The 26,227-nt window shown below is 53.4% G+C and carries 22 protein-coding genes and 1 other RNA gene; 12 read left to right on the top strand and 11 right to left on the bottom strand.

Going from position 1 to position 26,227, the window contains the following annotated elements; all coding sequences use genetic code 11:
• Positions 1-59 precede the first annotated feature (59 nt).
• The 6 genes from HC757_RS04570 to pspF form a co-directional block, all read right to left on the bottom strand.
• Positions 60-845 (bottom strand): peptide ABC transporter ATP-binding protein, encoded by a 786-nt coding sequence (locus HC757_RS04570; RefSeq protein ID WP_169563118.1) that lies wholly within the window; start codon positions 843-845, stop codon positions 60-62.
• On the bottom strand, positions 826-1,833 hold the full coding sequence (locus HC757_RS04565; RefSeq protein ID WP_169563117.1) for a peptide ABC transporter ATP-binding protein: 1,008 nt from the start codon (positions 1,831-1,833) through the stop codon (positions 826-828). Before HC757_RS04565 ends, HC757_RS04570 begins: the two co-directional genes overlap by 20 nt.
• A gap of 3 nt (positions 1,834-1,836) precedes the next feature.
• Entirely contained in the window at positions 1,837-2,727 is an 891-nt protein-coding gene (locus HC757_RS04560) for an ABC transporter permease subunit (protein ID WP_169563116.1), read from the bottom strand.
• Entirely contained in the window at positions 2,714-3,745 is a 1,032-nt protein-coding gene (locus HC757_RS04555; protein WP_169563115.1) for an ABC transporter permease, read from the bottom strand. The genes HC757_RS04560 and HC757_RS04555 overlap by 14 nt, the downstream gene beginning before the upstream one ends.
• Positions 3,745-5,370, bottom strand: coding sequence for an ABC transporter substrate-binding protein (locus HC757_RS04550; RefSeq protein WP_169563114.1), 1,626 nt, complete (start codon positions 5,368-5,370; stop codon positions 3,745-3,747). Before HC757_RS04550 ends, HC757_RS04555 begins: the two co-directional genes overlap by 1 nt.
• A gap of 69 nt (positions 5,371-5,439) precedes the next feature.
• Positions 5,440-6,549 carry a phage shock protein operon transcriptional activator gene (pspF, locus tag HC757_RS04545; protein ID WP_169563113.1) on the bottom strand — a complete coding sequence of 370 codons (1,110 nt, stop codon included), beginning with the start codon at positions 6,547-6,549 and terminating at the stop codon, positions 5,440-5,442.
• Positions 6,550-6,725: 176 nt separating this feature from the next.
• Between pspF and pspA the strand changes: the two genes are divergently transcribed.
• The 8 genes from pspA to ffs all read left to right on the top strand — a co-directional run bounded on the left by pspA (position 6,726) and on the right by ffs (position 12,768).
• A complete protein-coding gene (gene pspA, locus HC757_RS04540; protein WP_169563112.1) occupies positions 6,726-7,409 on the top strand; it encodes a phage shock protein PspA in 684 nt (227 codons plus the stop codon).
• Between the two features lie 17 nt (positions 7,410-7,426).
• A complete protein-coding gene (gene pspB, locus HC757_RS04535) occupies positions 7,427-7,666 on the top strand; it encodes an envelope stress response membrane protein PspB (RefSeq protein ID WP_211164268.1) in 240 nt (79 codons plus the stop codon).
• The gene (pspC, locus tag HC757_RS04530; protein WP_169563111.1) at positions 7,653-8,048 is read left to right on the top strand and encodes an envelope stress response membrane protein PspC; all 396 of its coding nucleotides are present in this window, start codon (positions 7,653-7,655) and stop codon (positions 8,046-8,048) included. Before pspB ends, pspC begins: the two co-directional genes overlap by 14 nt.
• 54 nt (positions 8,049-8,102) lie before the next feature.
• Complete coding sequence (locus tag HC757_RS04525; RefSeq protein WP_169563110.1) at positions 8,103-9,539, top strand: YcjX family GTP-binding protein; 1,437 nt, start codon at positions 8,103-8,105, stop codon at positions 9,537-9,539.
• Positions 9,539-10,657, top strand: a complete 1,119-nt coding sequence (locus HC757_RS04520) for a TIGR01620 family protein (RefSeq protein ID WP_169563109.1) — start codon at positions 9,539-9,541, stop codon at positions 10,655-10,657. The genes HC757_RS04525 and HC757_RS04520 overlap by 1 nt, the downstream gene beginning before the upstream one ends.
• A 107-nt stretch (positions 10,658-10,764) precedes the next feature.
• The gene (gene megL / locus HC757_RS04515; protein WP_169563108.1) at positions 10,765-11,949 is read left to right on the top strand and encodes a methionine gamma-lyase; all 1,185 of its coding nucleotides are present in this window, start codon (positions 10,765-10,767) and stop codon (positions 11,947-11,949) included.
• Between the two features lie 145 nt (positions 11,950-12,094).
• On the top strand, positions 12,095-12,451 hold the full coding sequence (locus HC757_RS04510) for a ComEA family DNA-binding protein (protein ID WP_169563107.1): 357 nt from the start codon (positions 12,095-12,097) through the stop codon (positions 12,449-12,451).
• 219 nt (positions 12,452-12,670) lie between these two features.
• An RNA gene (gene ffs, locus HC757_RS04505) (signal recognition particle sRNA small type) lies at positions 12,671-12,768 on the top strand.
• A gap of 113 nt (positions 12,769-12,881) precedes the next feature.
• On the opposite strand, the gene HC757_RS04500 is transcribed toward ffs, so the two are convergent.
• From HC757_RS04500 to dinG, 5 genes are all read right to left on the bottom strand, one after another.
• A complete protein-coding gene (locus HC757_RS04500; RefSeq protein ID WP_169563106.1) occupies positions 12,882-13,142 on the bottom strand; it encodes a late competence development ComFB family protein in 261 nt (86 codons plus the stop codon).
• A gap of 313 nt (positions 13,143-13,455) precedes the next feature.
• On the bottom strand, positions 13,456-14,145 hold the full coding sequence (locus HC757_RS04495; protein WP_169563105.1) for a DUF2057 domain-containing protein: 690 nt from the start codon (positions 14,143-14,145) through the stop codon (positions 13,456-13,458).
• 9 nt (positions 14,146-14,154) lie between these two features.
• Positions 14,155-14,817 (bottom strand): primosomal replication protein, encoded by a 663-nt coding sequence (locus tag HC757_RS04490; protein WP_169563104.1) that lies wholly within the window; start codon positions 14,815-14,817, stop codon positions 14,155-14,157.
• Positions 14,814-15,587 (bottom strand): sulfite exporter TauE/SafE family protein, encoded by a 774-nt coding sequence (locus HC757_RS04485; protein WP_169563103.1) that lies wholly within the window; start codon positions 15,585-15,587, stop codon positions 14,814-14,816. The genes HC757_RS04490 and HC757_RS04485 overlap by 4 nt, the downstream gene beginning before the upstream one ends.
• Before the next feature lie 8 nt (positions 15,588-15,595).
• Positions 15,596-17,668, bottom strand: a complete 2,073-nt coding sequence (gene dinG, locus HC757_RS04480; protein ID WP_169563102.1) for an ATP-dependent DNA helicase DinG — start codon at positions 17,666-17,668, stop codon at positions 15,596-15,598.
• 102 nt (positions 17,669-17,770) lie between these two features.
• Between dinG and HC757_RS04475 the strand changes: the two genes are divergently transcribed.
• From HC757_RS04475 to HC757_RS04460, 4 genes are all read left to right on the top strand, one after another.
• Entirely contained in the window at positions 17,771-20,191 is a 2,421-nt protein-coding gene (locus tag HC757_RS04475) for a DNA polymerase II (protein WP_169563101.1), read from the top strand.
• A gap of 212 nt (positions 20,192-20,403) precedes the next feature.
• Positions 20,404-21,606, top strand: coding sequence for a porin (locus HC757_RS04470; RefSeq protein WP_169563100.1), 1,203 nt, complete (start codon positions 20,404-20,406; stop codon positions 21,604-21,606).
• Between the two features lie 1,199 nt (positions 21,607-22,805).
• Entirely contained in the window at positions 22,806-25,649 is a 2,844-nt protein-coding gene (locus HC757_RS04465; RefSeq protein ID WP_169563099.1) for a TonB-dependent receptor, read from the top strand.
• Positions 25,650-25,761: 112 nt separating this feature from the next.
• On the top strand, positions 25,762-26,007 hold the full coding sequence (locus HC757_RS04460) for a hypothetical protein (RefSeq protein ID WP_169563098.1): 246 nt from the start codon (positions 25,762-25,764) through the stop codon (positions 26,005-26,007).
• The last annotated feature ends 220 nt before the right edge of the window (positions 26,008-26,227 follow it).

Raw genomic sequence — 26,227 nt, 5'->3', positions numbered from 1 at the left:
TCACTAAATGGCACTCATTTTTCGTAAAATACCCTGATATTGCCAGTGGTTGGAGCAGTTTAGCGTTTGTGCATGAACAGGCTCTGTTCCTGGATCAATCTCTGGGTATACTCGTGTTGTGGAGAGTTAAACAGTTGTTCAGTAGGGGCTTTTTCTACCATCTGCCCCTTATGCAACACCATGATCTTATCGCTGACATGCCGTATGATGTTTAAATTATGTGACACGAAGATATAGGACAAGCCCAGCTCTTTTTGCAACTTTAGCAGTAAGTTGAGGATCTGCGACCGTACCGACAGGTCCAGTGCCGTCAAGGCTTCATCGGCGATTATGACCTTGGGATTGAGCATCAGGGCTCTGGCCACTGCGACCCTTTGTTTCTGACCTTCGGAAATCATGTGGGGGTAGAATTCGGCATGCTCCGGGAGCAAACCGACTTTGCGTAGGGTGTCTATGACCTGGATCTGACGCTCGGCGGCCGATAACTTGGTATTGAAACGCAGCGGCTCATCCAGCAGCTCGCCTATGGTTAACCTGGGGTTGAGCGAGGTGTTGGGATCCTGAAATATCATCCTGATCAGCCGGCAACGTTGTTTCACGTTACGCGACTCGAGCGCTTCGCCTTCGAAGAAAATATCTCCGCCACTGCGCTGCTCGGCCCCGACCAAGATCCGCGCGACAGTGCTCTTGCCCGAACCCGCTTCACCGACAATGGCCAGCGTCTCACCCTGGCCCAGTTCGAAGGATATGGGTGACAGGGCATAGTTATACTGGCGACTGAATCCCTTATAACCCATGTCATAACGCTTACTCAGGTTAATCACTTTAAGCAGAGGTGTCGTCATTGCTGGGCTCGTTATGGTAAGGGAAATGACAGGCGAAGTAGCGATCTTTTTGATGGGTTAATCCGGGCTGGTTCACGCACTTCTTCTGCGCCGCCGGGCACCTGGGGCCGAGTCGGCAGCCTATGGGGAGGTGCTGTAACGCCGGCGCCGAACCCGGCAGGGTCGGCATCAGGGTCTTATGGCCTCCCTTGCCTGAGTAGTCGGGTATATTATCCAGCAGGGCCTTGGTATAGGGATGATAGGGCTGGGTGGTGAGCTCGCTGGTGGGACCGGATTCCATCACCTGGCCACAATAGAGCACCGTCAGGCGATCGCACCACTGGGCCAGGGTTTCCAGCTCATGGCTTATCAGTAAGATGGACACGTTTTGCAATTGGTTGAGCTGTGACAAGAGACGAAAAATTTGGGCCTGAGTGCTCAGCTCCATCGAACTCGTAGGCTCATCGGCGATCAGCAGCCTGGGCTGATTGGCAACCGCCATGGCGATCATCAGCTTCTGGCATTCTCCCTCGGATAACTCCCAGGGGTAACTGGCCATCACCTTCCGCGGATCTTTGATGCCGACCTTATGCAGCCACTTCTGGGCCGTTAACTGTCGATCCTTGCCGCGGCGCCAGAAGGCCACCTCGGGATTGGTGGGCATGGCTTCTACCAGCTGGCTGCCGACCGTCTTGGCCGGGTCCAGGCTGCCCGAAGGGTCCTGGAAGATCATCGCCATGTCAGAGCCCATGAGGCAACGTCGTTCCTTGGCCGACATCTCCATCAGGTTGCGCCCGTCCCACATCATGCGATCCGCTTTGACTATCCAATTGGGGCCGGGAATGCCCAAGATGGCGCGGGCGAACAGGGTGCGACCCGAACCGGATTCACCGACCAAGCCATGGACTTCACCGGCATTGAGGGTCAGGCTGACCTTCTCCAGCGCCTTGACCCGGCCGTGGGGAGTGTCCAGTTCTATGGTGAGATTACGTACGTCGAGTAAAGGCATAGGTCATGTTCTGATGGGCGTCAGCGCCGATCTTAATCCATCGCCAACCAGGTTGATGGCTAACACACTGAAGAGAATCGCGACGCCGGGTATGGTGACAGTCCAGGGGGCGGTCAGCAGATTATCCAGCCCCTGAGACACCATGGCGCCCCATTCAGGGCTCGGTGCCTGGGCTCCAAGATTGAGGAAGCCCAGGGCCGCGATATCCAGTATGGCCGCTGAGATGGCGAGTGTTGTCTGAATGATCACAGTTTCCCATACGTTAGGCATGATCACAAACCAGAATATCTGCAAACCGTTGGCACCATCGAGTTTGGCCGCCGTGACATATTCTTTCTGCAGCTCTTCGTGAACCGACTGATGGATAGCCCTGACGAATTGTGGTGTGAGGGCGATACCCACGGCCCAGAACACATTGTTCAGTCCCGGACCCATGACGGCAACCACCAGGATCGCCATCAAGAGTGAAGGGATGGACAGCAGGGCATCGAGCAGATGGCCTAAGATGCTGGATTTCAACCCATGCATCATGCCTGAGATGGAGCCTATGACAAAGCCCATGGAGAGCGCAGTGGCAACGATAGACAGTGACATGCCGAAGGTCAGGCGCGCGCCATGCAGCAGACGGCTGAAGATGTCCCGGCCCAGATCGTCCGTGCCAAGGAAGTGTTCCACCGTGCCGGCAGGATCCCAGGAGGGTGGCAGCAATAAGGCACGGGGGTCCTGGGCCTCGGGTGAAAATGGCGCGATATAAGTGCCGAACAGGGTCAGCAGCAGCAGGGTGCAGACGCCCCATAGACCGGCCAATGCGAAGGGATTGGCGGAAAACAGCATCCACAGACGCAGTGTGGGCGAGGGGATTTGATCTTCCTGGTAGATTTTAATTGGCCGCATAGAGTTCTTTCCTGCTGAGCGGATTGCTGACGGTATGCAGTACTTCAATCAAGATATTCAAGAAGATGATCAACAGGGAAACCGCGAGTATCCCCCCTTGGATGACCGTGTAGTCGCGCTGGTATATGCCGGAAATCAACCAGGAACCTACCCCTGGCCAGGCAAAAATCATCTCGACTATGATGGCATAACTGGCGAAGGGACCTAGCATGAGTCCCAGGTGCTTCAACACAGGGATCAGCGCATTGGGCAGGGCGTGGCGTACTATGATCTTGCTGGTTTTCAAGCCTCTGGCCTCGGCCGCCCGTATGAAGGTTTGGTTCATCACATTCATCATGGCCGAACGCGTGATCCGCACCACCACGGTGAAGGGGAGCACCGCCAGGGTGATGGCCGGCAACAGCAGATGCAGCAGCACATCCTTGAAGGCCGACCAGCGGTATTGGGAGTCGGAGAGCAAGGTATCTATCAACATGAAGCCGCTGACGGGCCTGATCTCATAGAGCAAGTTAATCTGCCCCGAGATAGGCAACCAGCCGAGCCTGACCCCGAACCAGAGCGACAGCAAGAGTCCGAGCCAGAATACCGGAATCGAATAGCCTGTGAGTGTGATGGCCATGATGCAGTGCTGGGTGAGTTTATGCTGGCTCTGGGAGGCCAGGACTCCCAGGGGGATCCCCAGCACCAGGGCGATGAGGCCGGCAACGATGGCTAATTCGAAGGAGGCCGGCAATACCGAGGCCAGTTCATTGGCCACCGGCTGCTGCGAAGTCAGTGACAGTCCCAGGTTACCCCCGAGCCGCTGTTGCACATAGGCAATAAACTGCGCCAGTTCGCCTTGTTCCAATTGGTAATCTTCGATGATTTGTGCCTGTTGCTGCAGGCTTGGCACCCGGACTCCTGACAGGGCATAACTGTGCTCGACCGGGAACAGGCTGGTCGCATAGAAGAGTATCCCCAGCATCAGCAAGGCGGTCGCCAGGAATAAATTCAGTCGGCGTAACAGGTAGCGTGCCATCAGCGGGCCTCTCCGTTCTCGTGGCCAATACCGCCAAAGGCGATGCCGCCAAAGGGCATCAACTGAGTTTCAGTCACATTCTTGCGTTTCAGTACCATGCGTTTGGCGTGGGCCAGACTCACCATGGGCAGTTGATCGGCCAGGATGGCCTCCGCCTGTTGATATAGATACCTGCGCTCCAGCCGTGAGGTGACAGTTCTGGCCTGGGTCAAGACGGCGTCCAAGCCGGGATGGCACCAGCGGGCCCTGTTATTCTGGGTGTGTGCCGACGAGCAACTGAGCAGTGGGGTGAAGAAGTTATCGGGGTCGCTGTTGTCGGCCGTCCAGCCGATCAGCACAGAGTCGTAATTGCTTTCGCTCAACTTCTGACTGAAGACGCTCCAATCATAGCTGATGATGTTGACCCTGACGCCTATGTTGGCCAGATCCGACTGAATGAGTTCGGCGGTCTTGAGGGCATTGGGATTATAGATGCGCGCGACCGGCATGGCCCAGATATCTATGCTCAGATTCTCTATGCCCGCCTCGTTCAACAGGGCCTTGGCTTTTTGCGGATCATAGGCGATGAGGTCGGCATTGTGTTCATAGGCCCAGGAAGCCGGCGGCAAAATGCCCGTGGCCTCGACGGCGGTATCCTGATAAACGGCCCTGAGAATATTCTTCTTGTCTATCGCATGGGCGAGTGCGCGCCTGACCCTGACATCGTTGAAGGGGGCCTTCTGGGTGTTGAAGGCCCAGAAGGCGACGTTCAGCCCGGGTTGGGATTCGAGCATGATATCCGGGTGTTGCTGCACCACGGACAGCTCACCCGCCTTGGGCAGGGCCGAGACGCTGCAGTCGCCGGTGATCAACTTGGCCAGTCTGACCGTGCTCTTGGAGGTAATGTCGAATACCAGCATGTCTATCTTGGGCATCTCGCCCCAATAGTCCGGGTGTTTACGGTAGCGTATGTACTCATTCTTGACGTATTGGACGAGTTTGAACGGCCCGGTTCCTATCGCATATTGATCCAGATCTGCGGGATGACCGGCGGCTAACAGCTGTTCGGCATATTCTGCCGAGAGTATGACGGCAAAGTCGGTGGCCAGATTCGACAGGAAGGAGGCATCTTTGTGGTTGAGATGGAACACGAGTCGATCATCGCTGATTTTTTCTATGCTGCTTATCTGCTCGGCGAAGGAAATGCTCTGGAAAAACGGATAGCCGGTGCGCGATATCTTATGGTAGGGATGCTGAGTGTCTATGATGCGATTGAAGGAAAACAGCACGTCGTCGGCCGTCATGGGACGCGAAGGCATGAAGCGTGACGTCTGATGGAATTGCACGTCGTGGCGCAAGGTAAAATAATAACTCAGGCCGTCCTTCGACATATGCCAGCGGGTGGCCAGTGCCGGCACTATCTGCCCCGAGGCGGCATCATAATCGACCAGACGACTGTAGATCTGGTGTGAGGTCGCATCTATTGTGGTGCCGGAGGTGACCAGCTGAGGATTAAAAGACTCAGGATTGCCTTCCGAGCAATACACCAGGCCCGAAGGCACGCGCTGCGGACCACAGGCAACCAGGATACACCCCATGCAGGCAACGGCGGTCGTCAGACACAGACGTTTAATTAGCACACTCATTTAAAAATCATTATTTTATCTGCGTTAAGAGGCTATTTTAGCAGTGCTATTCCGCCATGGGCAATCGGCTTATGCCTTATCGAGTAAATTGTACTTTTTCAGTATGCCCCTGAGCTGGTGATAGCTGAGGCCGAGCATCTCGGCAGTCTTCTTCTGGTTGAACTGGCTGGCGGCCAGCGCCTGTTGGATAAGTTCGACCTCAAACTTTTCGGTTTGTTCTTTAAAATCAATTGGGAAGTCGAATGTTGCCGCTGAGCCGCCGCTCGTTTTAGCCGGCGCTGCCGTCTGAAAAAGTGGTGCCTGGGAAACGGGTGCCATACCCGAGTCCGTCGGGGCGGGCGCCGGGTTCAGATTGGCTTGCTGGCGTGACACTGTCTTGACCCTGGTCGTCGGCCGGTAGGGGGAGGCGAAGGGATCCAGGACTATATTTTCTATTTCTGTGGCCTCGCCACCATTGCGATAGACGCTGCGCTCTATCACGTTCTTGAGTTCCCGCACATTACCGGGCCAGGCATATTCCATCAGCTGTTCTATGGCACTCGGGGCAAAGCCACTGAAGAGTTCGAGCTTGAGCTGTCTGGCCATGCTGATGGCAAAGTATTCCGCCATCGGCATTATGTCTTCCCGGCGACACCTGAGAGGTGGCAGGGTGATCACATCGAAGGCCAGGCGGTCGAGCAAGTCGGCGCGAAACTCGCCTATCTCGGCCAGCGCCGGCAGGTCCTCGTTGGCGGCACAGATCAGGCGTACATCCGTTTGTACCGTCTTGCTGCCACCGACCCGCTCAAACTCACCGTATTCTATCACCCTGAGCAGCTTCTCCTGGATCAGCCCAGAGGTATTGGCTAACTCATCGAGAAACAGGGTGCCGCCATCGGCGCGTTCGAAGCGTCCCTCATGTTTGCCCTTGGCGCCGGTAAAGGCACCCGACTCATGGCCAAACAACTCACTTTCGAGTAAATTTTCACTCAGGGAAGAGCAATTTAACTTAATAAAACTTTGATCCCAGCGCTTGGACAGATAATGTAACCGTTCGGCAATGAGCTCCTTGCCCGTACCGCGTTCGCCTATGATGAGCACAGGCTTGGACAGGGGGGCGATTTGAGAGACATGCTCCAGGACTTCGAGCAGGGCGTTGGATTGGCCTATGAGATTGTCTTGTTGGAATTGATTGTCCACAGTAATTTTTAGTCTTTCACGCTATTATTTGGTGGAAATCATGATAGGTGGCTTGGTATAGAAAATAAAGATAAAGTTAAATTTATGTTTAACTTAATGTTTTACAGCGGTTTTTGAATGTTGGCACACTTAGTGTATTACCTTTTACGAAACCAACATTTATTGAGGATAGGATTATGGGAATTTTCTCTCGCTTTGCAGACATCATAAACTCCAATATCAGTGCCTTGCTGGACAAGGCCGAAGATCCGGAAAAAATGGTGCGCCTGATCATTCAGGAAATGGAAGATACGCTGGTTGAAGTGCGTTCCACCTCGGCCAAGGTGCTGGCCGAGAAGAAAGAGCTGTTGCGCCGTATCGCCAGGGTACAGGAACAGGTACAAGATTGGCAGGATAAGGCCGAGTTGGCATTGTCCAAAGACAGGGAAGACCTCGCCAAGGCGGCCCTGGTCGAGAAGCAGAAGGCCGCCGGCCTCGCCGACACCCTGGGGCAGGAACTGGATGTCATCGAAGAGCATATAGGCCGCCTGAAGGAAGAAGTGAGCCTGCTGCAGGAAAAACTCATCGATGCCAAGGCGCGCCAGAAAACCATCATAATGCGCACCCAGACAGCCTCTTCACGATTGGATGTGAAACGTCAGCTGGACTCGAGCAAGATAGACGACGCCATGCTCAAATTCGAGCAGTATGAGCGCAGGGTCGAAGGCCTGGAGGCTCAGGTCGAGTCATACGATCTCGGCACCAAGAAGACGTTGGCGGACGAGTTTGCGGCGCTGGAAGCGGAAGACTCAGTGAATGCCGAACTGGCGGCGCTTAAGGCCAAGGTTCAGGGAAAAGCAAAAGCTAAGTCGAAAGAATAACCTTCGAGAGGTGAGTTATGGATATGGACATATTGATGGCCCCAATTATTATCTTCATGGTAGTGGTGGCCCCCATATGGTTGGTGCTTCATTATCGCAGCAAGCGACAAGTGAGCCAGGGACTCACTGAGGAAGAGTTTGCCATGCTCAATGGTTTGATTGCCAAGGCCGAGAAAATGAGCCAGCGCATAGAAACATTGGAAGCGATTCTGGACACTGATTCTCCCGAATGGAGGAGTAAACATGAGCGAGCGTAGTGGACGCACCTTATACCGTAATCCCCGTTCAGGGAAGATTGCCGGGGTCTGTGCCGGAATAGCCGAGTTCTTCAACATAGAGACCTGGCTGGTGAGAGTGGTGGCTATCTCCATCTTTCTGCTCGGCGGCACAGGGATAGTCCTGATCCTCTATGTCGCCCTGTGGATGATTTTGGACGTCGCCCCTGTCGCTCCCCATGACAAAGACAGCCACAGGGAAATAGAGCTGAAGAAGAAAGTCTGGCAGGCGGGGGAGCCGGCAAAACAAGCACTGAGTGATGTCAATCGTCAGTTTTGCGACCTGGAAGTCAGGTTGCAGCAACTGGAAAAATATGTCACCTCGGATCATTTCGACCTCAAGCGGCAAATTAACAGTCTTTAATTCTTCCAATGGGCGGCCTTCCGCCCTTGTTGGCTTCTTGCGGCAAGGAGTTTCATGGGCATCATCGCACGATCTCTGCATAAGGTGAGTCAAAAGGGTCAGGCACTGCTGCATCGCAGCGCCGACAGGCAGCTGAGGCTGGCCGTGACCGGTCTGGCCGGTGCAGGAAAGACGGCCTTCATCACGGGCTTGGTCAATCAGTTGCTCGAGGCCAAGGGCTCGGGTGGCAAGCACAATGGCCTTCCCCTATGGCAAGTCAGCAGTCAGGAAAGGTTGATTGGGGTCAAGCGCTGCATGCAGCCGGATCTCGGCATCGCCAGTTTCGACTATCAAGGTGCCATGGCCGAGCTGACAAGCTCGCCTGGCCACTGGCCGGCATCGACGCAAAACATCACAGAATTGCGGCTGGCGATCAAGTACCGGCCGCAACGGGGGCTGTTGGCCAAACTGGCCGACACTGCGACCCTCTATCTGGACATCATAGACTACCCAGGGGAGTGGCTGCTCGACTTGCCCATGTTGCGTCAGGACTTCAGCCACTGGTGCCGGGCACAATATGCCAGAAAGGCCAGCTTGAGCCGCTCGCCGCACTTTGCCGCCTTCGAGCAAGCGCTCGGCGCACTGCAACTGGACGCCGTTGCCGACGAGCAGGAGCTGCGGCGGATAGCCGCCTTATACCAAAATTTGCTCAAGGATTTGGTCGAAGTGCAGGGCTATTATCAGGCCCAGCCCGGGCGTATGTTGCTGCCCGGCGAGTTTGCCGATACGCCGTTGCTGACCTTTTTCCCCCTGTTGACCGACGATGAGGCCAGGTTTTCGGCGCTCGAACTCGGTGGCAAAGACAGTGCCTATCGGGTGTTGAAGCGGCGCTATCATGAATATGTCACTAAGGTGGTGCAGCCTTTCTATCGCGATCATTTTGCCGGCTTCGATCGCCAGTTGGTGTTGGTCGACTGCTTCAGTGCCCTCAACCATGGCAGGGCCCAGTTCGAGGATATGGGGGCGGCGCTCAACGCCATAATGGAAAGCTTTCAGTTCGGTAAATCCGGGCTGTTGCGCCGCTTGTTTGCCCCCAGAATAGATAAACTCCTGTTTGCCGCCAGCAAGGTCGATCATGTCACCCGGGATCAACAGGGACACGTGTTGTCGCTGCTCAGCGATATGCTCAGGCAGAGCCAGCATTTTGCCGGTTTCGAGGGTTGTGAAGTCGAAATCATGGCGATAAGTGCGATCAAGGCGACCCGTCATGGCATGGTGAGCACGGATGAAGGCAGCATAGAAGTGGTCCAGGGGACAGGCCTGGATGGCCAGCCGCTGGTAATCTACCCGGGGGAAGTGCCCACGCGTTTACCGGGCAAGGACTTCTGGCAACAACAGGGGTTTCAGTTTGTTGAGTTTGCCCCGCCGCCCGCCGCTCATCACTCCGCCGGGTTCGAGCACATACGCCTGGATCATTTGCTGCAGTTTCTACTGGCAGATAAGCTGAATTGATGGAAGATAAGATCTGTATGTCCGAACCCTCCAGCGAACACAACAAGACTGACTTGAAGCCCCAACGCCGCTTCGATGCCCGGCAACAGGACACCGCGGCGCAAGCCAGCCTCAAGGGGGCGCAGCAATTGGATCCCGCTGCCGAATTGCTCGAGCTCGAGCTGGCGCAGCATGAGCAGGAATATGATGCCAAGGCCATGATGCCGGGTGCGGGTAGCGGCTTTTCCCGGCTGGCACGTTTGTCCCTTGCGGCCATCCTGTTGCTGTTGGTCACTCAAACCCTGCTCGCCCTGCATGCTGCCTGGCTCGACAGTCCCTGGTTGTTTGGCCTCTATGCCGGGGTGCTTGCCATCATCACAAGCTGGGCCGCCGTCGGGGTAGTGAGTGAATGGCGTAAACTCAAACGCCTGAAACGGGTGGCGGATAGCCAGGCGAGCGGCCGCAGGTTGCAGCAGAGCATGCAGATGGGGGAGGCCGAAGGCTTTATCGCGCCGCTGCTGAGCCAGTATCCACCTAGCCCTGGGCAGGAGAAGTTCAAGGCGGCATTGAGCGAAGAGCATAACGATGCCGAGTGCTTGCAGCTGTTCGACACCTTGGTCCTCTCAGAACGGGACAGGCTCGCCAAGAAAATTGTGCGCCGATACGCCGCCCAGTCGGCGCTCTTGTTGGCGGCCAGTCCGCTGGCGTTGCTGGATATGGCGATCATTCTCTGGCGTAATCAGAGCATGATCCGTGATGTCGCCCGTTGCTATGGCATAGAGCTGGGTTATTGGAGCCGGATAAGACTCATCCGCAGCATAGTGATCAACATACTCTATGCCGGCACCAGTGAGTTGGTGACAGATCTCGGCACTCAGCTGTTGTCGGTGGAAATGACCGGCAAGCTGTCGGCCCGTTTGGCGCAGGGATTGGGCGGCGGCATATTGACCGCCCGCTTGGGCTATCAGGCGATGGCCCTATGTCGGCCACTGGATTTCGGCGCCGACAATAAGCCGAAACTCACCAAGATCCACCGGGAGTTGTTAGCCGAGTTGACCTCCTTCTCCAGCCAGGTATTAAGCAAGGCGGCGAAGGGGAAATCCGAGCTTCGTAACAAAGATTTTACATCAACAGATTAGTTATTTGCGCCCTGAGTCTTGGCTGACGCCTAACTCCCTGTATGTTAATTCCTGGCATCACAAACACACCAACCTTCAATAAAATGCGTGGTGCAGGGGAGAAGTAAATGCAAGATCAAGAGCTATGGAAAAGCGCAACCCAAGTCATACATGCAGGGCACCAGACCGAGGCCTTTGGCGCCCTGGTAACGCCCTTATATCAGAGTGCGACCTTCGTATTCGATAATGCCGCCCAGGGTGGGGCGAGATTTGCCGGCGACGAAGCCGGCTACATCTATACCCGTTTGGGTAATCCGACGACGGCAGAGCTGGAGCGCAAGATGGCGGTGCTCGAAGGCGCCGAGGCCGCTGCCGCCACAGGATCTGGCATGGGGGCCGTCTCGGCCGCCTTGCTGGCCAATCTGGAGCAGGGCGATCATCTGTTGGCCTCCAAAACCGTCTATGGTTGCACCTATGCGCTGATGACCAGTCAATTTGTCCGTTTTGGCATAGAGGTAACCCTGGTCGACTTCAGCGACGAACAGGCGATACGTGCGGCGATCAGACCCAACACCAAGGTACTCTTCTGCGAGACGCCGGTGAACCCGCACCTGCAGGTGTTCGATCTGCGCATGATGGCAGCCATAGCCAAAGAGCATGGGCTGGTGAGCATAGTAGACAACACCTTTATGACGCCGTTGCTGCAAAAACCCTTGGCCATGGGCATAGACATGGTGGTGCACAGTGCCACTAAGTATCTCAATGGTCATGGTGATGTGATCGCCGGCATAGTCTGTGGCACCAAGGCCATGTTGGACAAGGTCAAATTCGAGATCCTCAAGGACATAGGCGCTGTGATATCGCCCCATGATGCCTGGCTCATCTTGAGGGGGCTAAAGACCTTGGATGTCAGGTTGCAGCGTCACTGTGATAACGCCGAGCGTTTAGCGACGTTTCTCGAGGGGCATGCCAGAGTCGCCCGGGTCTATTATCCGGGACTGGCATCCCATCCGGGACATGACTTCATCGGTACTCAGATGAAGCGTGCCGGTGGCGTGATCGCCTTCGAGTTGGATGCCAGCTTCGATGCCTCCATCGCCTTCGTCGACAGCTTGCAGTTGTTTACCATAGCCGTGAGCCTGGGGGATGCCGAATCTTTGATCCAGCATCCGGCATCCATGACACATTCACCCTACACCCCTGAGGCACGCATCGAAGGCGGGATCAGTGACAGCCTGCTGCGGATCTCGGTCGGGCTGGAAGATGTGGACGACTTGATTGCCGATTTGCGTCAGGCGCTGGACGCCATCTAGGGAGCACTTAAGCAGGGCACAGGCTGCTCGTTTGGCCTGTGCCGCTTTGGAGGCCGCTTGGCAATTTGTTGGGGCTGAACTACCTTTGATCTATGGCCAAGGAAATGGACTAAGGCCAATTTAATGGATCTAAGGAGAGTACAAGATGAAACCCTACCTATTGCCCGGCTTAATCGCCACGGCCCTGTTGGCTCTGCCGGTAGCCGCCGACAAGCCGAGCCAAGCCGACGCTCAACCCCAGGTTAAAGCACAGACGGAAACCAAGCTCAAAAACCAGGCTAAACCGCAGGCCGAGGCCATGGCGCATAGCGCCAAGGTGAATATCAATACCGCATCGGTCGACGAGCTGCAGGGCCTCAAAGGCATAGGCGAAGTCAAGGCCAAGGCGATCATTGCTTACCGTGAGAAGCATGGTAATTTCAAGTCGGCACAGGAATTGGCGAATGTCTCAGGGATCGGCCCTAAACTCATAGAACAGAATATGGGCATGATACTCTTCTAGCAGCCTAGGCCAGCCGGAGGCCTGACTCTTCGCTGGCATAGGGTCTGGTTCCCCGCCCGAGCCAAGAAAAAGCCTGCAGTCGCAGGCTTTTGTATATAGATTGTCCAGTCAGTGATGTCCTGGCGCTATCTTGGGCATTAGCCCTTGATCCATTCCAGGCCTTGGGGGATAATCCACGCCGTCCTATGATATAGTCATACATAGGAAGTTATGGTGACCCTAGGGTCCCCCCGCAATGATAACTTGTGAACTCGGCCAGGCCCGGAAGGGAGCAACCGCAGCAAGCGACTCGTGTGCCGGGGTGTTGGCTCTAGGGGAACCTCCAATCTCACCTCTTCGTGCTATTTCTTCTCTCGAGCTATTTCTTTCGTGCTGTGAGCCCGGCGTTTCCCCCTTTAAACCGTTTTGCCTCGTTAATACTCCTTTAAGATTAAGTGCTTGGATTGGTCCTTAAGAACTGATGGGATTTTTCCAGTGCCGCCTGAATACGTTGGCGCATCTTATCCAGCTCCCCCTCTTCTTCGAAGAAGTAAGTATCGACCAAGTGTCTGATGTACCTGACCGGCAGCTGATTCAGCGTCAGGCAGCAAAGATCGGCCAGATAGGCTTGGGGTAATTCGTCCAGCAGTCCCTCATCAGACAGCATTTCCATCAGCAGCACTTCATAGTAATTGCGTATTTCCAGTTGCATAGCCGGCTCTCCATTTGCCTTTTATTGTTTATTGCCCGCTTCGAATGCCATAGGCCCCTTCACTATAGACTCGGGTCTCGAACTTTAGCCACAATTTCTGCAATCCCAGTCTCTAGCCATAGTCTCTAGTACTAGTCTCTAGTCCTTATCTCCAGTCATAGAGGGTTAACTGTATCGGGGCCGTCTTGTGCTGGTGCTAACGGCTGGTGCTAACGAACGGGGAGGGGGTGGGATGGCAAGAGGTAGGAGACTGGGGTTTGACCACTCCCTCGGCGGCGGTCGCCTAGGGAGTGGTCGAGTCGGGAGCTCAGCCTCAGAGTTGCTGTATCGCCCAACCCATGAACTCTTTACGAGTCTTTTCGTCTGCCTGTAACCACCAGTATTGCAGCATCTGCTGTGGCTGGTTAGCCGCCTCTGCTGCCTGGGGCGCATTTTTTGGGGCCATCGCCGCGGCGGCATGGGTTTGGCTCACAGGGGCATTTAACACCGGCTTATGTTGGCCCTGAGCGGCATCTGTCGCGGCGGCAGCTGCGGCTTCTATGTCTTGCACTTTATTGCCGCTGAAGAGCCTGGAGACAAAAGACTCCTCCTCTATGTCCGTCAATGTGATCCGGTAATCTACCTTGCCCTCATCGCCGCGACTGATGAGGACTTTGGGGGCCTTGGCGAAGGCTTTGGGCCGCTTGATAACATCGCCGCCGGCCGGTTTGAGTCGATACTCTTGCTCGGCCTCGACCGTCAGGGTCAGGATGAAAGGCGCAGACTTGACGAAGCTTTGGCTGTCGCTGAATTCATCTTCAATCATGTCGCTGTAACGTATGGCTATCTTATGCACGCCCTGGCTCAGGGATAAATCCGATTTATGGTTGAACAGACTCGATTCTACCTTTTGACCATCGAGCGCCAGAAATTCGAATGCCATGGGGATGTTGAGATTAGCGGCAAATACAGACGAGGATCCAAGTAGCGCCAGCAGGGCGCCGATTGGCATGAATGATTTCATTGTGACTCCTTAACGATTGTTCCTTTGATGCGGACGCTCAAAGGTCTGAATACGATCTTCGATATAGCTGATAGCCTGTCGGCATTTACCCAGACGACGATGCATTAAAAGGATGTCATTTTGCAACTTGATTTTGTCAACACTATGACAGTTTTCAAGATTAGCCTCCAATAACTCGATTTTTTGCGCGATTTTCTTTTCCCAGTTCAGATGCTTATTCAGTTCTTCATAGAGCTCATGGCTATTTTGCATCACATTATTGGCAATCCAGCCAAAACCGCTGTCGGCGTGGGCGCTTTGTTGGCGTTTGGCGAAGCGGGCTCTGTTGCTGGCCTTATGTTGCTCGGCCGCCTTGAGATTGATGCCTGTGGTGAGCATGGCCCGTTTTACCGCGGTAAATCTGTCTTGGATGCGTTCGCAGCTGAGTTCCACCACATGGGGGGCCAGTCTGAGTTTGAGCTGTTTTTCCAGTTGGGCGATACTCTTGGCCAGCTGCTCGACGCAGGGGGCCAGTTGGGCCCCATGCTGAATGAAGAGTGCCTGGTTAAACCTTTCGGTATCCTGCATGATTTTGCGTTGTGCCGCCGGCAGCCGGCTGTCGTGTTGCAGTACTTCCTGCTCCAGGGCTTTCAGCTGTCGCTTGAGCATCTCGAGCAATTGCGTCGTATTCAAAACCAGGCACTCCAGATTAACTTGGCCGTGATCAGCATGACCATAAGCATGAACAGCGGCCGGATAAAAGGCAAACCAAATTTGATGGCCGTGTGGGCACCTATGAAAGATCCTAACATCATGCAGAGCCCAAGCCAGAGGCCGACATGCAGCTGCACTTGCCCCAAGAGGCTGAAGATGAGCAGCGCGCTCAGGTTGCTGGTGAATGTCATGGCGCGGGCCAAGCCGCAACTATGCAGCAGTGGCAGCCTATACAAACGGGCCGAGGAGACAGTCCAGAATGCCCCTATGCCTGGGCCGGCGAAGCCATCGTAGCCGCCCAGGGCCAGGCCCTGCAGCCACTGAGTCGGTTTAGCCCCGGGTTTGCTTGGCGTCAGGCTCTGGGCATTGCCCATGGCGGCGGGATTGAGCAAGGTATAAAGGGCAATGGCGATGATCAGCAGCGGCAGGAGTTTTTCCAGCCACAGATTGTCGATCAGATACACCAGGCCGCTGCCGGCCACGGCGCCGATGAAGGTGGCGATGAAGGCGTGATACCAGAAGGCGGGGGTAAACAGCCGCTGGTGGTAATAGGTGAAGGCGGCCATGGAGGAGCCGAAGCAGGCGGCCAACTTATTGGTGCCGAGTGCCAGATGGGGGGGCAGCCCCAAGGTCAAGAGTGCCGGAATGGATAACAAGCCACCGCCACCCACGACGGCGTCGATAAATCCCGCTATGAGGCCCAACCCGGCCAACAAGGCCCAATCGCCGGGCGTGAGTAACAGCTCCAAGGCGTTTCCTATTCAATTACCCGTCGAAAGGGTGGCAATGCATCGAGCAAGGATTTGCCGTAGCGTTTGGAGACCAGGCGCCGGTCCAGTATGGTAACCCGACCATAGTCCTGTTCCTTACGTAATAATCTACCACAACTCTGTATCAGCTTGCGCGAGGCATCGGGAATGGTCAGTTGCAGGAAGGGATTACCGCCCTTTACCTTGATGTATTCGGCATGGGCCTGCTCGACCGGTGAGGTGGGCACGGCAAAGGGCAACTTGGTGACGATCAGGTTGGTCAGGTAATCGCCTGGCAAGTCCAGACCTTCGGAGAAGCTGCCGGTACCGAAGATGATACTGGGCTCGCCCTTGTCGCAACGGGCCTTATGTGTCTCGAGCAACTGCTGCCGCGGGGCATTGCCCTGTATCAGCAATTCTGTGGTTATCTTGCCATCGAGCAAGTCGACGACTTTCTCCATCTGCCAATAGGAAGCGAACAGCACCAGGGTCGCCATCTCGCCGTCGACCAGCGTTAAAATTTGTTCGGCAAGCTCCGGGGTATAGGCGTCTTCCGTCGGCTCGGTGCGCATCCTGGGCAGGTAGAGGGTGGCATTATTCGCGTAATCGAAAGGCGACTGCAGCGCCAGATAGCGGCTGCCATCCTTGACCGACAGGCCCACCTGGTGGGTGAAATGATCGAAACTGTTCAGTGCCCTCAGGGTGGCGCTGCATAACACCACACCGGCGGCCTTCTGCCACAGCATGGACTCGAGCATGAAGCCGACTTCGATGGGCGAGGCGCTGAACAGGTAATCTATCTGCTTACCGCTGAGTAACTCTACCCAGCGCGCCATGGGGGCGCCTTTGTGCTTGTCTTCCTTGGCCATCATCTTCCACAGCTTATGCAGATTTTCCAGCCGTTGCAGCATGAAGCCGGTTTCCGATAGCAGGGCTTCGGCCTGATGCTTGGGGATCTCGCCGTCCTTGATGGCTTCGCTCAGCAGGGTCGACATCTTGTTGAATTGTTTCAGCGCCGAGCCCGAGGCGGTGGCCAGGTTCTCGGCTTGGATCAACAGGGCCGGTGGCAGCTTGCCATGCTCGAAGCGCAAGCGATTTTCCGGATTGTCGAATAACTTGGTCTGGGTATCGCAATAGTGCGCCACTTGGTTGAGCAGGCCGATGAGATCCTGCAAGTGATCCTGCATCGCCTGTGCCGGCGCTATTATGTTATTGCTCTTGATTTGATTCTGTAGTTTGGTCGTTAGTTTAGCGATTTTTTCCAGCCAGTCGCCGGCGCCCCTGAGTGTCGCCTGTGCGCTGGAGAAGTCGCGGGCGACTACGGGCAGGTGGTGCGCTTCGTCTATGACGTAAAACATCTCCTCGGGATCCGGCAGTATCACGCCGCCACCGAGTTCCAGATCGGCAAACAGCAGGCTGTGGTTGGCGATCAACACATCCCAGGTATCCACGTCCTCACGGGCCTTGTGAAAAGGGCAATTTCTGTGGCTGGCAACCTGGCGGTGACAGCTGTGCTTGTCGCAGGCGATTTGTTGCCATAAATGGTCCGGAAGCGGTGTTGTCAGGGTGTCGAGCTCGCCGTTCCAACGGCCTGCATGATAGTCCTTATGCAGGCTATGCAGCATGGCAACCTGGCTCTGATCCGGTTTGGTCTGCCACATGGCCATCTGGGCGCCATTGTCCGCCCCTATCAGCAGTTCCAGCTTGGCGAGACAGACATACCGCTGCCGGCCCTTGACCAGACCGAAACGAAAATTCAGCCCAGATTGCTGCAGGAAGAAGGGCAGGTCCTTATGCAACAACTGCTCTTGCAGTGCGACCGTCGCTGTGGCGATACAGACCTTCTTCTTGCTCGTCAGGGCGAGCGGGATGCTGCCAAGAATGTAGGACAAGGACTTGCCTATGCCAGTGCCTGCCTCGACGACGATAATGCGTCTATGCTTGTCATATTCACCGGCAAGTGTCTTAGATATTTCAGCCACCATATAGTTCTGCTCGCGCCTGGAGCGAAAATTAGGCAGGGCTGCGGCTATGTCTTTATAGATGCCGCGGATCTGAGTTTTTACTTTGTCCGGTAACATGGGTCGGCCAGTGAATAATTAATGCTGTACATAATAACAGTGTTCTCTTAGCCTAAGAACCTTTTCCGGCCTAGATTTGCATTTTTATTGGAACCCGTCGCCATGAGTACAGCCACAAGCGCACCAACCCGCCTGAAGGGACGGGTGCTGACGCGCCATGCCATTCATCGTCATGGCGCACTGGTGTTGCAATATTTCCTCGCGACCGAGTCCGGTCCCGTGCTGGTGGAAGTGGAGCGGGTCGAGCACCTGAGCTTCTGTCACCAGACAGACAGCGCCAGGCTGCTGGCCGGGGTCGGACGCTCGGATGTCAGGAGCCAACCCCTGGCCCTGAAGAGCTTCGCGCACCAGAGCGTCAGCGGGTTATACGCCAGGACAGCCCAGGCACACAGGCAAGTCATCAGGGTCGCCAAGGATACGGATGTGCCCCTGTTCGAGGCAGATATCAAGGCCGAGAGCCGGTTCCTCATAGAGCGCTTCATTGCCCTGGACGCCGAATTTCAGGGGGTGATGGCGCCCGCCCAAACGGCGCGGCAGCACGAGGCCGAGCCTTCAGCCGGGCTGCGCGCCGGTCTCGGTGCCGAGATCCCCCTGTTCAAGGCGCAAAGAGCCAGGCGCACCGAACTGAGCCAAGGGCTCAAGCTTATCTCACTGGATTTTGAATGCAGCGCCGAGGGCGAACTCTACTCGGTCGGCCTCTATGGCAAGGACTATCAGAAAGTCATCATGGTCGGCGCCGAGCAGGCGCATAGCGCAGCTTATCTCGAGTGGGTGGCCGATGAAGCGGCATTGATCCAGCGCCTCATTCACTGGTTTGCCGATTATGATCCCGATGTGATCATCGGTTGGGCCGTGGTGACTTTCGACTTGGCATTGTTATCGCGCCGCGCCGGTTTGCATGGCATTGAGCTGACGCTAGGCAGAGCCGCTACGCCACTCGGCTGGAAGATCGAGGGCAAGTATCGCCCCGAAACCTTGTCTCTGCCCGGGCGTGTGGTGCTCGATGGCATAGATTGGCTCAAGGCCGCCTTCTACCGTTTCGACAGCTTCTCCCTGGAAAACGTCGCCCAGGCATTGCTGGGGGAGGGGAAGGCGATTCACGATGTCGATAATAGGCTGGAGGAAATAGCGCTGCTTTTTCGCCAGGATAAACCTGCGCTGGCGCACTATAACCTGAACGACAGCCGCCTGGTGTGGGACATATTCGCCAAGACCCAGCTGCTGGATTTCGCCATTGAGAGGGCCAGGCTCACAGGGCTGGAGTTTGGCCGGGTCGGTGCTTCTGTGGCCGCCTTCAACAACTTGTACCTGCCGTATCTGCATCGCGCCGGCTTTGTGGCGCCGGCGCTGGCGGCCAGTGACGGCCTAGAGAGCCCAGGCGGCTATGTGATGGACTCCATTCCCGGCCTCTATCGGCACATCTTAGTGCTGGATTTCAAGAGCCTGTATCCATCCATCATCCGCACCTTTCTCATAGATCCCAAGGGGTTGATAGAAGGGGAGGCCTTGGCCGATGAGCTGTGTGCCGCCGGCTTTCTCGGCGCCCGCTTCAGTCGCAACGCCCCCATATTGCCTAAGTTGATCGGCACCCTGGCGGCCCAGCGGGAAAAGGCCAAGGCAGACAAGAATGCACCGTTGTCACAGGCGATAAAAATCATCATGAATTCCCTCTACGGTGTGCTGGGGTCGCGGGGATGCGTGTTTCATGACGCTCGCTTGGCCAGCTCCATCACCCTCAGGGGCCATGAAATCATGAAGCAAACCCGGGCCTGGATCGAAGCCATGGGTTACAGAGTCATCTATGGGGACACAGACTCCACCTTCGTCTGGTTGGGAGAAGCGCCCCAGGTGGCTGATATAGATGCCTTGGGGCGGGAGTTGGCAGATAAGATCACTCGGCTTTGGCAGCAACGTCTCAAGGAAACCTTTGCCCTTGAGAGCTTTCTGGAACTCGAGTTCGAATGTCATTACGAGCAATTCTTCATGCCGACCCTGAGGGGCTCGGACGAAGGCAGCAAGAAGCGTTATGTGGGTGCCAGCAGAAATGCCGCCGGTGAATTGGCGTTGGTCTTCAAGGGCATGGAGCAGGTTCGTAGCGACTGGAGCCCGTTGGCGAGACGGGTACAGTTCGATCTCTACCAACGCATGTTCAATCGTCTCGACATAGTCGATTACCTGAAGTCCGTGATTGAGGAATTGCACCAGGGGAAGCTGGATGCCGAGCTGGTATTCAGCAAGCGCCTGCGCCGTAACATCGAAGACTATACCGCCAAGTCATCGCCTCACGTCAAGGCAGCGCAGTTGTTATGCACTCACACCCAAGATCCGGGTTTTGGCCGCCGAGGCGCTCAAATTGATTATCTGATCACCCTCAACGGACCCGAGCCGAGCCGTTTCAGGCAATCTCCAATTGATTATCAATACTATCTGGATAAGCAGATCAAGCCGATAGCCGAGCCTGTCTTTACCATAATGAAAGAAAGTTACAGTTCGATAGCATCCAATCAACTCATGTTAATTTAGTGTTTACCCTGTATCAGCCTTTGGTGCCTGTGTTGCAATAAGGTTTTCAGGCCTTGCTGTATAGGTTGTTTTGGTGTTTTTAAATGAAAAAGTCCTGCCTTTCGCCTCTTCCTGCTTCCCGTTTACATAGCGCCTTGTGTTAATCTTCGCAATAACGCAATAGAAATAAAGCAACGAAATGTTGTAAACAAAAATGTAAGGTCAAACCCAAAATGAACAAGACTCTAGTGGCAGCCGCGTTGACGGCAGTGTTGATGGTTCCGTCGGTATCGGCAATCGAAATTTACAAGGATGATAAGCACGCCGTGTCTATCGGCGGTTTCATCGATGCAAGGGTGATCGCGACCCAAGGCAAGACGGAAGTGGTCAACGGCGCATCCCGGATAAACTTCGGCTTCGATCGTAAGTTGAGCGACGGCTGGAGTGCCTTTGCTAAGCTGGAATGGGGCGTCAACCCTGTCGGCAGCAGCGATATTGTCTACAGCAATCGCTTCGAGTCGGTACAGGATGAATTCTTTTATAACCGCTTGGGTTACGCCGGCCTTTCCCACGACAAGTACGGCAGCATCAGCATAGGCAAGCAATGGGGCGCCTGGTACGACGTGGTTTATGGTACCAACTATAGCTTCGTATGGGATGGCAATACTGCCGGTGTTTATACCTATAACAAAGACGATGGTGCGGTAAACGGCGTCGGTCGTGGTGACAAGCTGGTTCAATACCGCAATGCCTTCGGTGATCTTAGCTTTACCCTGCAGGCGCAACTCAAAAACAATGCCTTCTACACCTGTGATACCGAAGTCAACCAAGACAGATGTCAAGCCCAGTGGGAAGGCGGGGCTGCAGATGCGCAACAAGTCGAATTCAATCAGACCTATGGTGGTTCTGTGACCTATAAGGCCACTGATATGCTGACGCTGACCGCGGGTGTCAACCGTGGCGAGTTCGATGTTAGCTATGGCACTGGGGCCCAGATCACCGCCGTCGATCTCATCTATGGCGCAGGTGTTACCTGGGGCGGGTTCGATAACGATGGACTCTATTTTTCCGCCAATTTCAACAAGAATGAAAACCACGACACGGATAACATAGGTCGGCTGATCAGGGATGCCTATGGCATAGAGTCTCTGGTTTCCTATAAATTTGAAAATGGTTTCCGCCCATTCGTCGCTTATAACATCCTGGATGCCGGCAAGGATTACGTTATTCAGCCTAACAACACGGACAAGAATGACGTCTTTAAACGTCAATTCCTGGTAGTAGGTCTTCACTATGTTTGGGATCTGAACACCGTCTTATATGTCGAAGCGCGAAGAGATCTGAGTGATTTCACCAGTGCCGATAAAGAACAGGAAGCCAGAATGTCTCTCTCCGAAGATGACGGCATCGCGATAGGGATCCGTTACAGCTTATAAGTGTTTTTTGGCATCCAAAGCACCTTAGTCAGGTGCTTTTTTTTTCTGCTTAATTACTATTCATATGTTGGCAAGTTTGTTAATCCGGCTCTCAAAGGCGGTGTTGCTACTGTGGCCGACTCTGAAGTATTAAACTGCTCAAGCATTTAACTCCGAAGTGCAAGACTCGTCTAACCAGCCTGGAAAAACATTCTCTCGATGACTTGTTTAGTCGGGGTTGCGTTCTGGGAGCATAGTCTTAGTTACCGGTCGTAAGTGCGTTTCCTTCGCAATGCACTGTCGTAGTTGGCGTATGAAAAATGCGGAATACAGTATTCAATGATTGCTGTACAGACCTCAGCGGCTGTCTTAGCGCTGACTTTTCTCATCAGGTAGAACCTGCTCTTTCATTTACCGAGAACCCTACCAATTTCCCCGCCCTTATATGTTCACTAGTATTAACGACAGTGAAACACTTTCAGTTCGGTTGCAAAGCTCCATGACATGGTTACAGGCACAAGCAATGTTTTGACTTTTCTTGGCATGGCAACAGTGGATAGCGATAAGCGAGAAAGGACTGAAATCCGGTAGTTTTGATACTTAGCCAGCTGCTGATGACTCATGGTAATACTTTTTTCCTTTGGTGAGTACGATACGCTACTGTCCGCAGTTGGCTACACAGTGTCATTTAATCATGGAAACTGTACTTGTTACCAGAATGCAAGACCATTTTTCATTTTCTCAGGATCTGAGTTTTGATATAGCGTGGGCTCTTAATCCTTCCTCGAGGTTTCTGTACTCCGGGAGAGTTCTATTCACGCATGAGCTCAATTCCGAGGGAACAATACCAAGCTGGATTTCACTATGTTTTTGCAAGAGTCTAGCCTGCTCATTTGTGGTTAATATTTGTGCACTTGTTGAGCGAATACATACATCAAAACCAACATTTCCCTATCACCTTGTTTTTTAATGATTAATGGTTAAATTTACTCTGTATGGCTAGGCCGTGTTCAATATATTTAACAACATAGGAGCAGTGTATGCGACTGACGCCTAGTTATTTTTACACCAAATGTTGATTAAGTGTTTTAAATGTGATTTTATTGCGCCTGCAAGTGTAATTTGTGTAACCAGAAAGGCCACTTTATTACATCTAACTACTCTGCATTGAATGTAGGGTAGAAAATAAGAAAGACAGTCAATGTCCAGGGAGATAGACAATGTTAAACAATAGTTTTTTAGCTAAATCGGTGCGCTTCGCACTGATTGGCGGTGCGGCAGCTGCGCTGACTGCACCTGCAGCATTCGCTGCCGAAGATGGCGCAAAAGTTGAACGTATCGAAGTTACTGGTTCACGTATCAAACGTGCAGATATGGAAGGCGCAAACCCAGTCCAGCTCATTACTCGCGAAGATCTGGTTGAAGCCGGTATATCTAACATTGGCGATATATTGCAAGAAATTCCTGCTGTAGCTGGTGCTGCTACAAACACTGCAATCAACAACGGTGGTTCAGGTGCAGTTCGTGTCTCTTTACGTGGGCTGGGTAGTAACAGAACTCTGGTTCTGATCAACGGCCGTCGTCTGGTGAACTCAGGTACAGGTGCCGATGCTTCTGCCGATTTGAGTACCATTCCAGTAGCTGTCATCAAACGTGTTGAAGTGCTCAAAGATGGTGCTTCAGCTGTATATGGTTCAGATGCTGTCGCAGGCGTGGTAAACATCATTACGCGCAACGACTTCGAGGGCTTCGAAGCAAACGTTTCTTATGATGGTTCAACAGAAAACTGGGATGGCGAAACCAAAACAGTAGACATGACTATGGGCTTTAACTCTGAAAAGGGTAACGCCGTCATTAGCGCCTACTTCACAGAGCAGACTGAGCAGATGTCTGGCGATAGAAGTTGGTCTGAATTTGAACTGGATCTCGATTCTGAAACGGGTGAATTCAACAAGGGTGGCTCTTCTGCGACACCTTGGGGACGTTATCTCGGTTTCGATGCCGATGTCGACGGATGTTCATCATTTACCCACGGCGCAGCCAATGGCCCAGGCCAGTTTGATCCCACGCAATTTTCTAACCCTACAGGTTATGATTGCTATGCGGGTAAAGATAACTACAACTATGCCCCTGGCAACTATCACCTGACCCCTCAGGAACGTTATGGTTTCTTCGCTGCGGGCGATTATGAAATCGCCGATGGCGTGCGCTTCTTCTCCGAATTGTCATTCAACCGTCGTACCTCCAAGACTAAGTTAGCTCCAATTCCATTGGCGCCTTTGGCCTTCTTCGGTTGGGAAGATGCCACTTATTCGGCTGACAACTACTATAACCAGCAGTTTGGTCCTAAAGATGCCTCAGGCAACAGTGTAGATATCGCCGATTGGCGTCGTCGTATCGTCGAAACCGGTGGCCGTGATTCAACATTTGGTGTCGATACTGTCAGAGGCGTGTTCGGCATCAACGGTGAGTTCGCCGATAGCTGGGGCTATGAAGTCTCCTATGTTTACGGCTCAAATCGTTCGTTCACTAATGCTGCCGGCGGTGTGAACTTCGAAAAAGTTTCTGCAGCTGTTGGTCCATCATTCATGAATGCTGACGGCCAAGTGGTTTGTGGTACCGTCGATGCTCCAATTGCCGATTGCGTATCTTTGAATACTTTTGGTATTCCAGGTACCGATAGCCAAATAAGCCAGGAAATGCTGGATTACATTTCATTCGAGGCGCATGACCTTGGTGAAAATACTCAGTCTGTACTGAGCGCATCTGTATTCGGCGATGTATTTGACTTACCTGCCGGTCCTATCGGTATGGTGTTCGGCGCTGAACATAGAGAAGAATATGGCGCAGATCTCCCTGATGCATTAATCGCCCTGGGCATTACTTCAGGCTCAAGCCGTCAGAGCACAGAGGGCGAATATACAGTCGATGAACTTTATACCGAAATGAACTTCCCTCTGTTGTCTGGCGTCGTTGGTGCGGAAAGTTTGGAAATTGATGGTGCTCTGCGTTATTCAGACTATGATAACTTCGGTGAAACAACCAACTACAAGTTAGGTTTACGCTGGATGCCATTCGATGGCTTGATGGTCAGAAGCACAGTTTCTACTGCGTTCCGTGCCCCTTCTACCAGCGACCTGTTCCTGGGTAATACTGATAACAGCCCAACGGTTAAAGATAAGTGTGCAACCAACCCAACCGCATTCTGTATCGCCGATGGCGTGCCAGCAGCCGGCTTCGAGCCTATTGGTGACCAGTTGTCTTCGACCTTAGGTGGTAACAAAAATCTAACGCCGGAAGAAGCAGATACCTTCACAGTTGGTATTGTGTATAGCCCAGACTTTATCGATGGTCTGTCTATGACTGTCGATTATTGGGATATCCAGTTGGATAATGCAATTACCACCATAGGCGAGCAGCTTATTCTGGATAAATGTGCTACCGAAGGGGTGTTTTGTGATAAAATCACTCGCTACACTTCTGGTGCATTAGCCGGTAACTCGAAAGATATCGATAACCGTAATGTGAACGTAGGTGGTGTTAAGTCTCAAGGTTATGATTTCAATGCGCAATATAGCATGGATACTCAGATAGGTTCCCTGAGCTTTAACTTGGATACAACCTATTACCAGACTTACGATATCACTCAGGCCGATGGTTCTGTTGTTGAGAATGCCGGCTGGTTCCGTCGTAACGGTGGTGACGGTAACTTCCCAGAATGGAAGACAAACTTCTCAGTGCAGTTGACTAACGACGATTGGTCAGCTTCTTGGAAAGTGCGTTATATCGGTGAAGTTCTCGAGCCGTTCGATGCTGATAACAGCGATGAGGATCAATCACCAGATCTCAGCGACTTGAGCGATAACCGTACCATCGATAGTCAGGTTATTCACGATGCGAGATTCACGTATTACTTCAATAACGTGAGTGCGACTCTCGGCGTGAGCAACGTATTCGATGAAGATCCACCATATGCGGACACCGGTTTCAATGATAATACCGATCCTCGTACTTACTCTACTACAGGCAGACACTTGTACGTGGGTGTGGGTGTCAAGTTCTAACGTTGAGTTAACCATTTAGTTTTGGTAACTTAAAGCATGACTCAGTTCTGGGTCATGCTTTTTTAATATTTATACTGTAATAACTTTTTAGAAAATTATACGGAGATAATTTATGCGTAAACTTTTGGTTTTTACTTTTATTGCACTCATAGTTGGTTGCTCGTCAAAGTCTGCTGTCGATACAGCAGCAATGGAAAAAGAGCATGATCTTGTATGTGAGTATGTTGCAAAAACAGGTAGCAATATGAAGAGGCGCACTTGTATGACAAGAGTGTTGGCAGAAGAACTACGCAAGGAGAGTAAGGAAGACTTGCGAGAGGCTTGGCAAAGAGGACAAACACAAACTAGTACCCAATAGAATTCTGAAAGCATTTTTCAGATTTGTATTAGTTGTACTGGCTCAGGCTTGATCTGACAGTGGCCGATTCGGTAGGTGGCTGTCTGATCAAATTCAGTTCATCAGTTTCTCCTGTCAAATACTTATACTATCTAGTGACCTTTCTTCTGGGTTATTAGTACCAGTCATACTGTGAAAAATCCTTCATCATGTCACCCGTTTTGCAAATTCACTGGGTGAC

The organism is Shewanella salipaludis (assembly GCF_012911865.1).
GTDB classification, from domain to species: Bacteria; Pseudomonadota; Gammaproteobacteria; order Enterobacterales; family Shewanellaceae; genus Shewanella; species Shewanella salipaludis.
This window is presented reverse-complemented; position numbering and strand designations above follow the sequence as displayed.

Coding starts and splice junctions, on each gene's coding strand:
- HC757_RS04520 (WP_169563109.1), top strand. CDS start 9,539: ATGGAAGATAAGATCTGTATGTCCGAACCCTCCAGCGAACACAACAAG.
- pspA (WP_169563112.1), top strand. CDS start 6,726: ATGGGAATTTTCTCTCGCTTTGCAGACATCATAAACTCCAATATCAGT.
- dinG (WP_169563102.1), bottom strand. CDS start 17,668: ATGTTACCGGACAAAGTAAAAACTCAGATCCGCGGCATCTATAAAGAC.
- pspC (WP_169563111.1), top strand. CDS start 7,653: ATGAGCGAGCGTAGTGGACGCACCTTATACCGTAATCCCCGTTCAGGG.
- pspB (WP_211164268.1), top strand. CDS start 7,427: ATGGATATGGACATATTGATGGCCCCAATTATTATCTTCATGGTAGTG.
- HC757_RS04565 (WP_169563117.1), bottom strand. CDS start 1,833: ATGCCTTTACTCGACGTACGTAATCTCACCATAGAACTGGACACTCCC.
- HC757_RS04500 (WP_169563106.1), bottom strand. CDS start 13,142: ATGCAACTGGAAATACGCAATTACTATGAAGTGCTGCTGATGGAAATG.
- HC757_RS04495 (WP_169563105.1), bottom strand. CDS start 14,145: ATGAAATCATTCATGCCAATCGGCGCCCTGCTGGCGCTACTTGGATCC.
- HC757_RS04465 (WP_169563099.1), top strand. CDS start 22,806: ATGTTAAACAATAGTTTTTTAGCTAAATCGGTGCGCTTCGCACTGATT.
- HC757_RS04510 (WP_169563107.1), top strand. CDS start 12,095: ATGAAACCCTACCTATTGCCCGGCTTAATCGCCACGGCCCTGTTGGCT.
- HC757_RS04460 (WP_169563098.1), top strand. CDS start 25,762: ATGCGTAAACTTTTGGTTTTTACTTTTATTGCACTCATAGTTGGTTGC.
- megL (WP_169563108.1), top strand. CDS start 10,765: ATGCAAGATCAAGAGCTATGGAAAAGCGCAACCCAAGTCATACATGCA.
- HC757_RS04475 (WP_169563101.1), top strand. CDS start 17,771: ATGAGTACAGCCACAAGCGCACCAACCCGCCTGAAGGGACGGGTGCTG.
- HC757_RS04555 (WP_169563115.1), bottom strand. CDS start 3,745: ATGGCACGCTACCTGTTACGCCGACTGAATTTATTCCTGGCGACCGCC.
- HC757_RS04550 (WP_169563114.1), bottom strand. CDS start 5,370: ATGAGTGTGCTAATTAAACGTCTGTGTCTGACGACCGCCGTTGCCTGC.
- HC757_RS04570 (WP_169563118.1), bottom strand. CDS start 845: ATGACGACACCTCTGCTTAAAGTGATTAACCTGAGTAAGCGTTATGAC.
- HC757_RS04525 (WP_169563110.1), top strand. CDS start 8,103: ATGGGCATCATCGCACGATCTCTGCATAAGGTGAGTCAAAAGGGTCAG.
- HC757_RS04470 (WP_169563100.1), top strand. CDS start 20,404: ATGAACAAGACTCTAGTGGCAGCCGCGTTGACGGCAGTGTTGATGGTT.
- HC757_RS04560 (WP_169563116.1), bottom strand. CDS start 2,727: ATGCGGCCAATTAAAATCTACCAGGAAGATCAAATCCCCTCGCCCACA.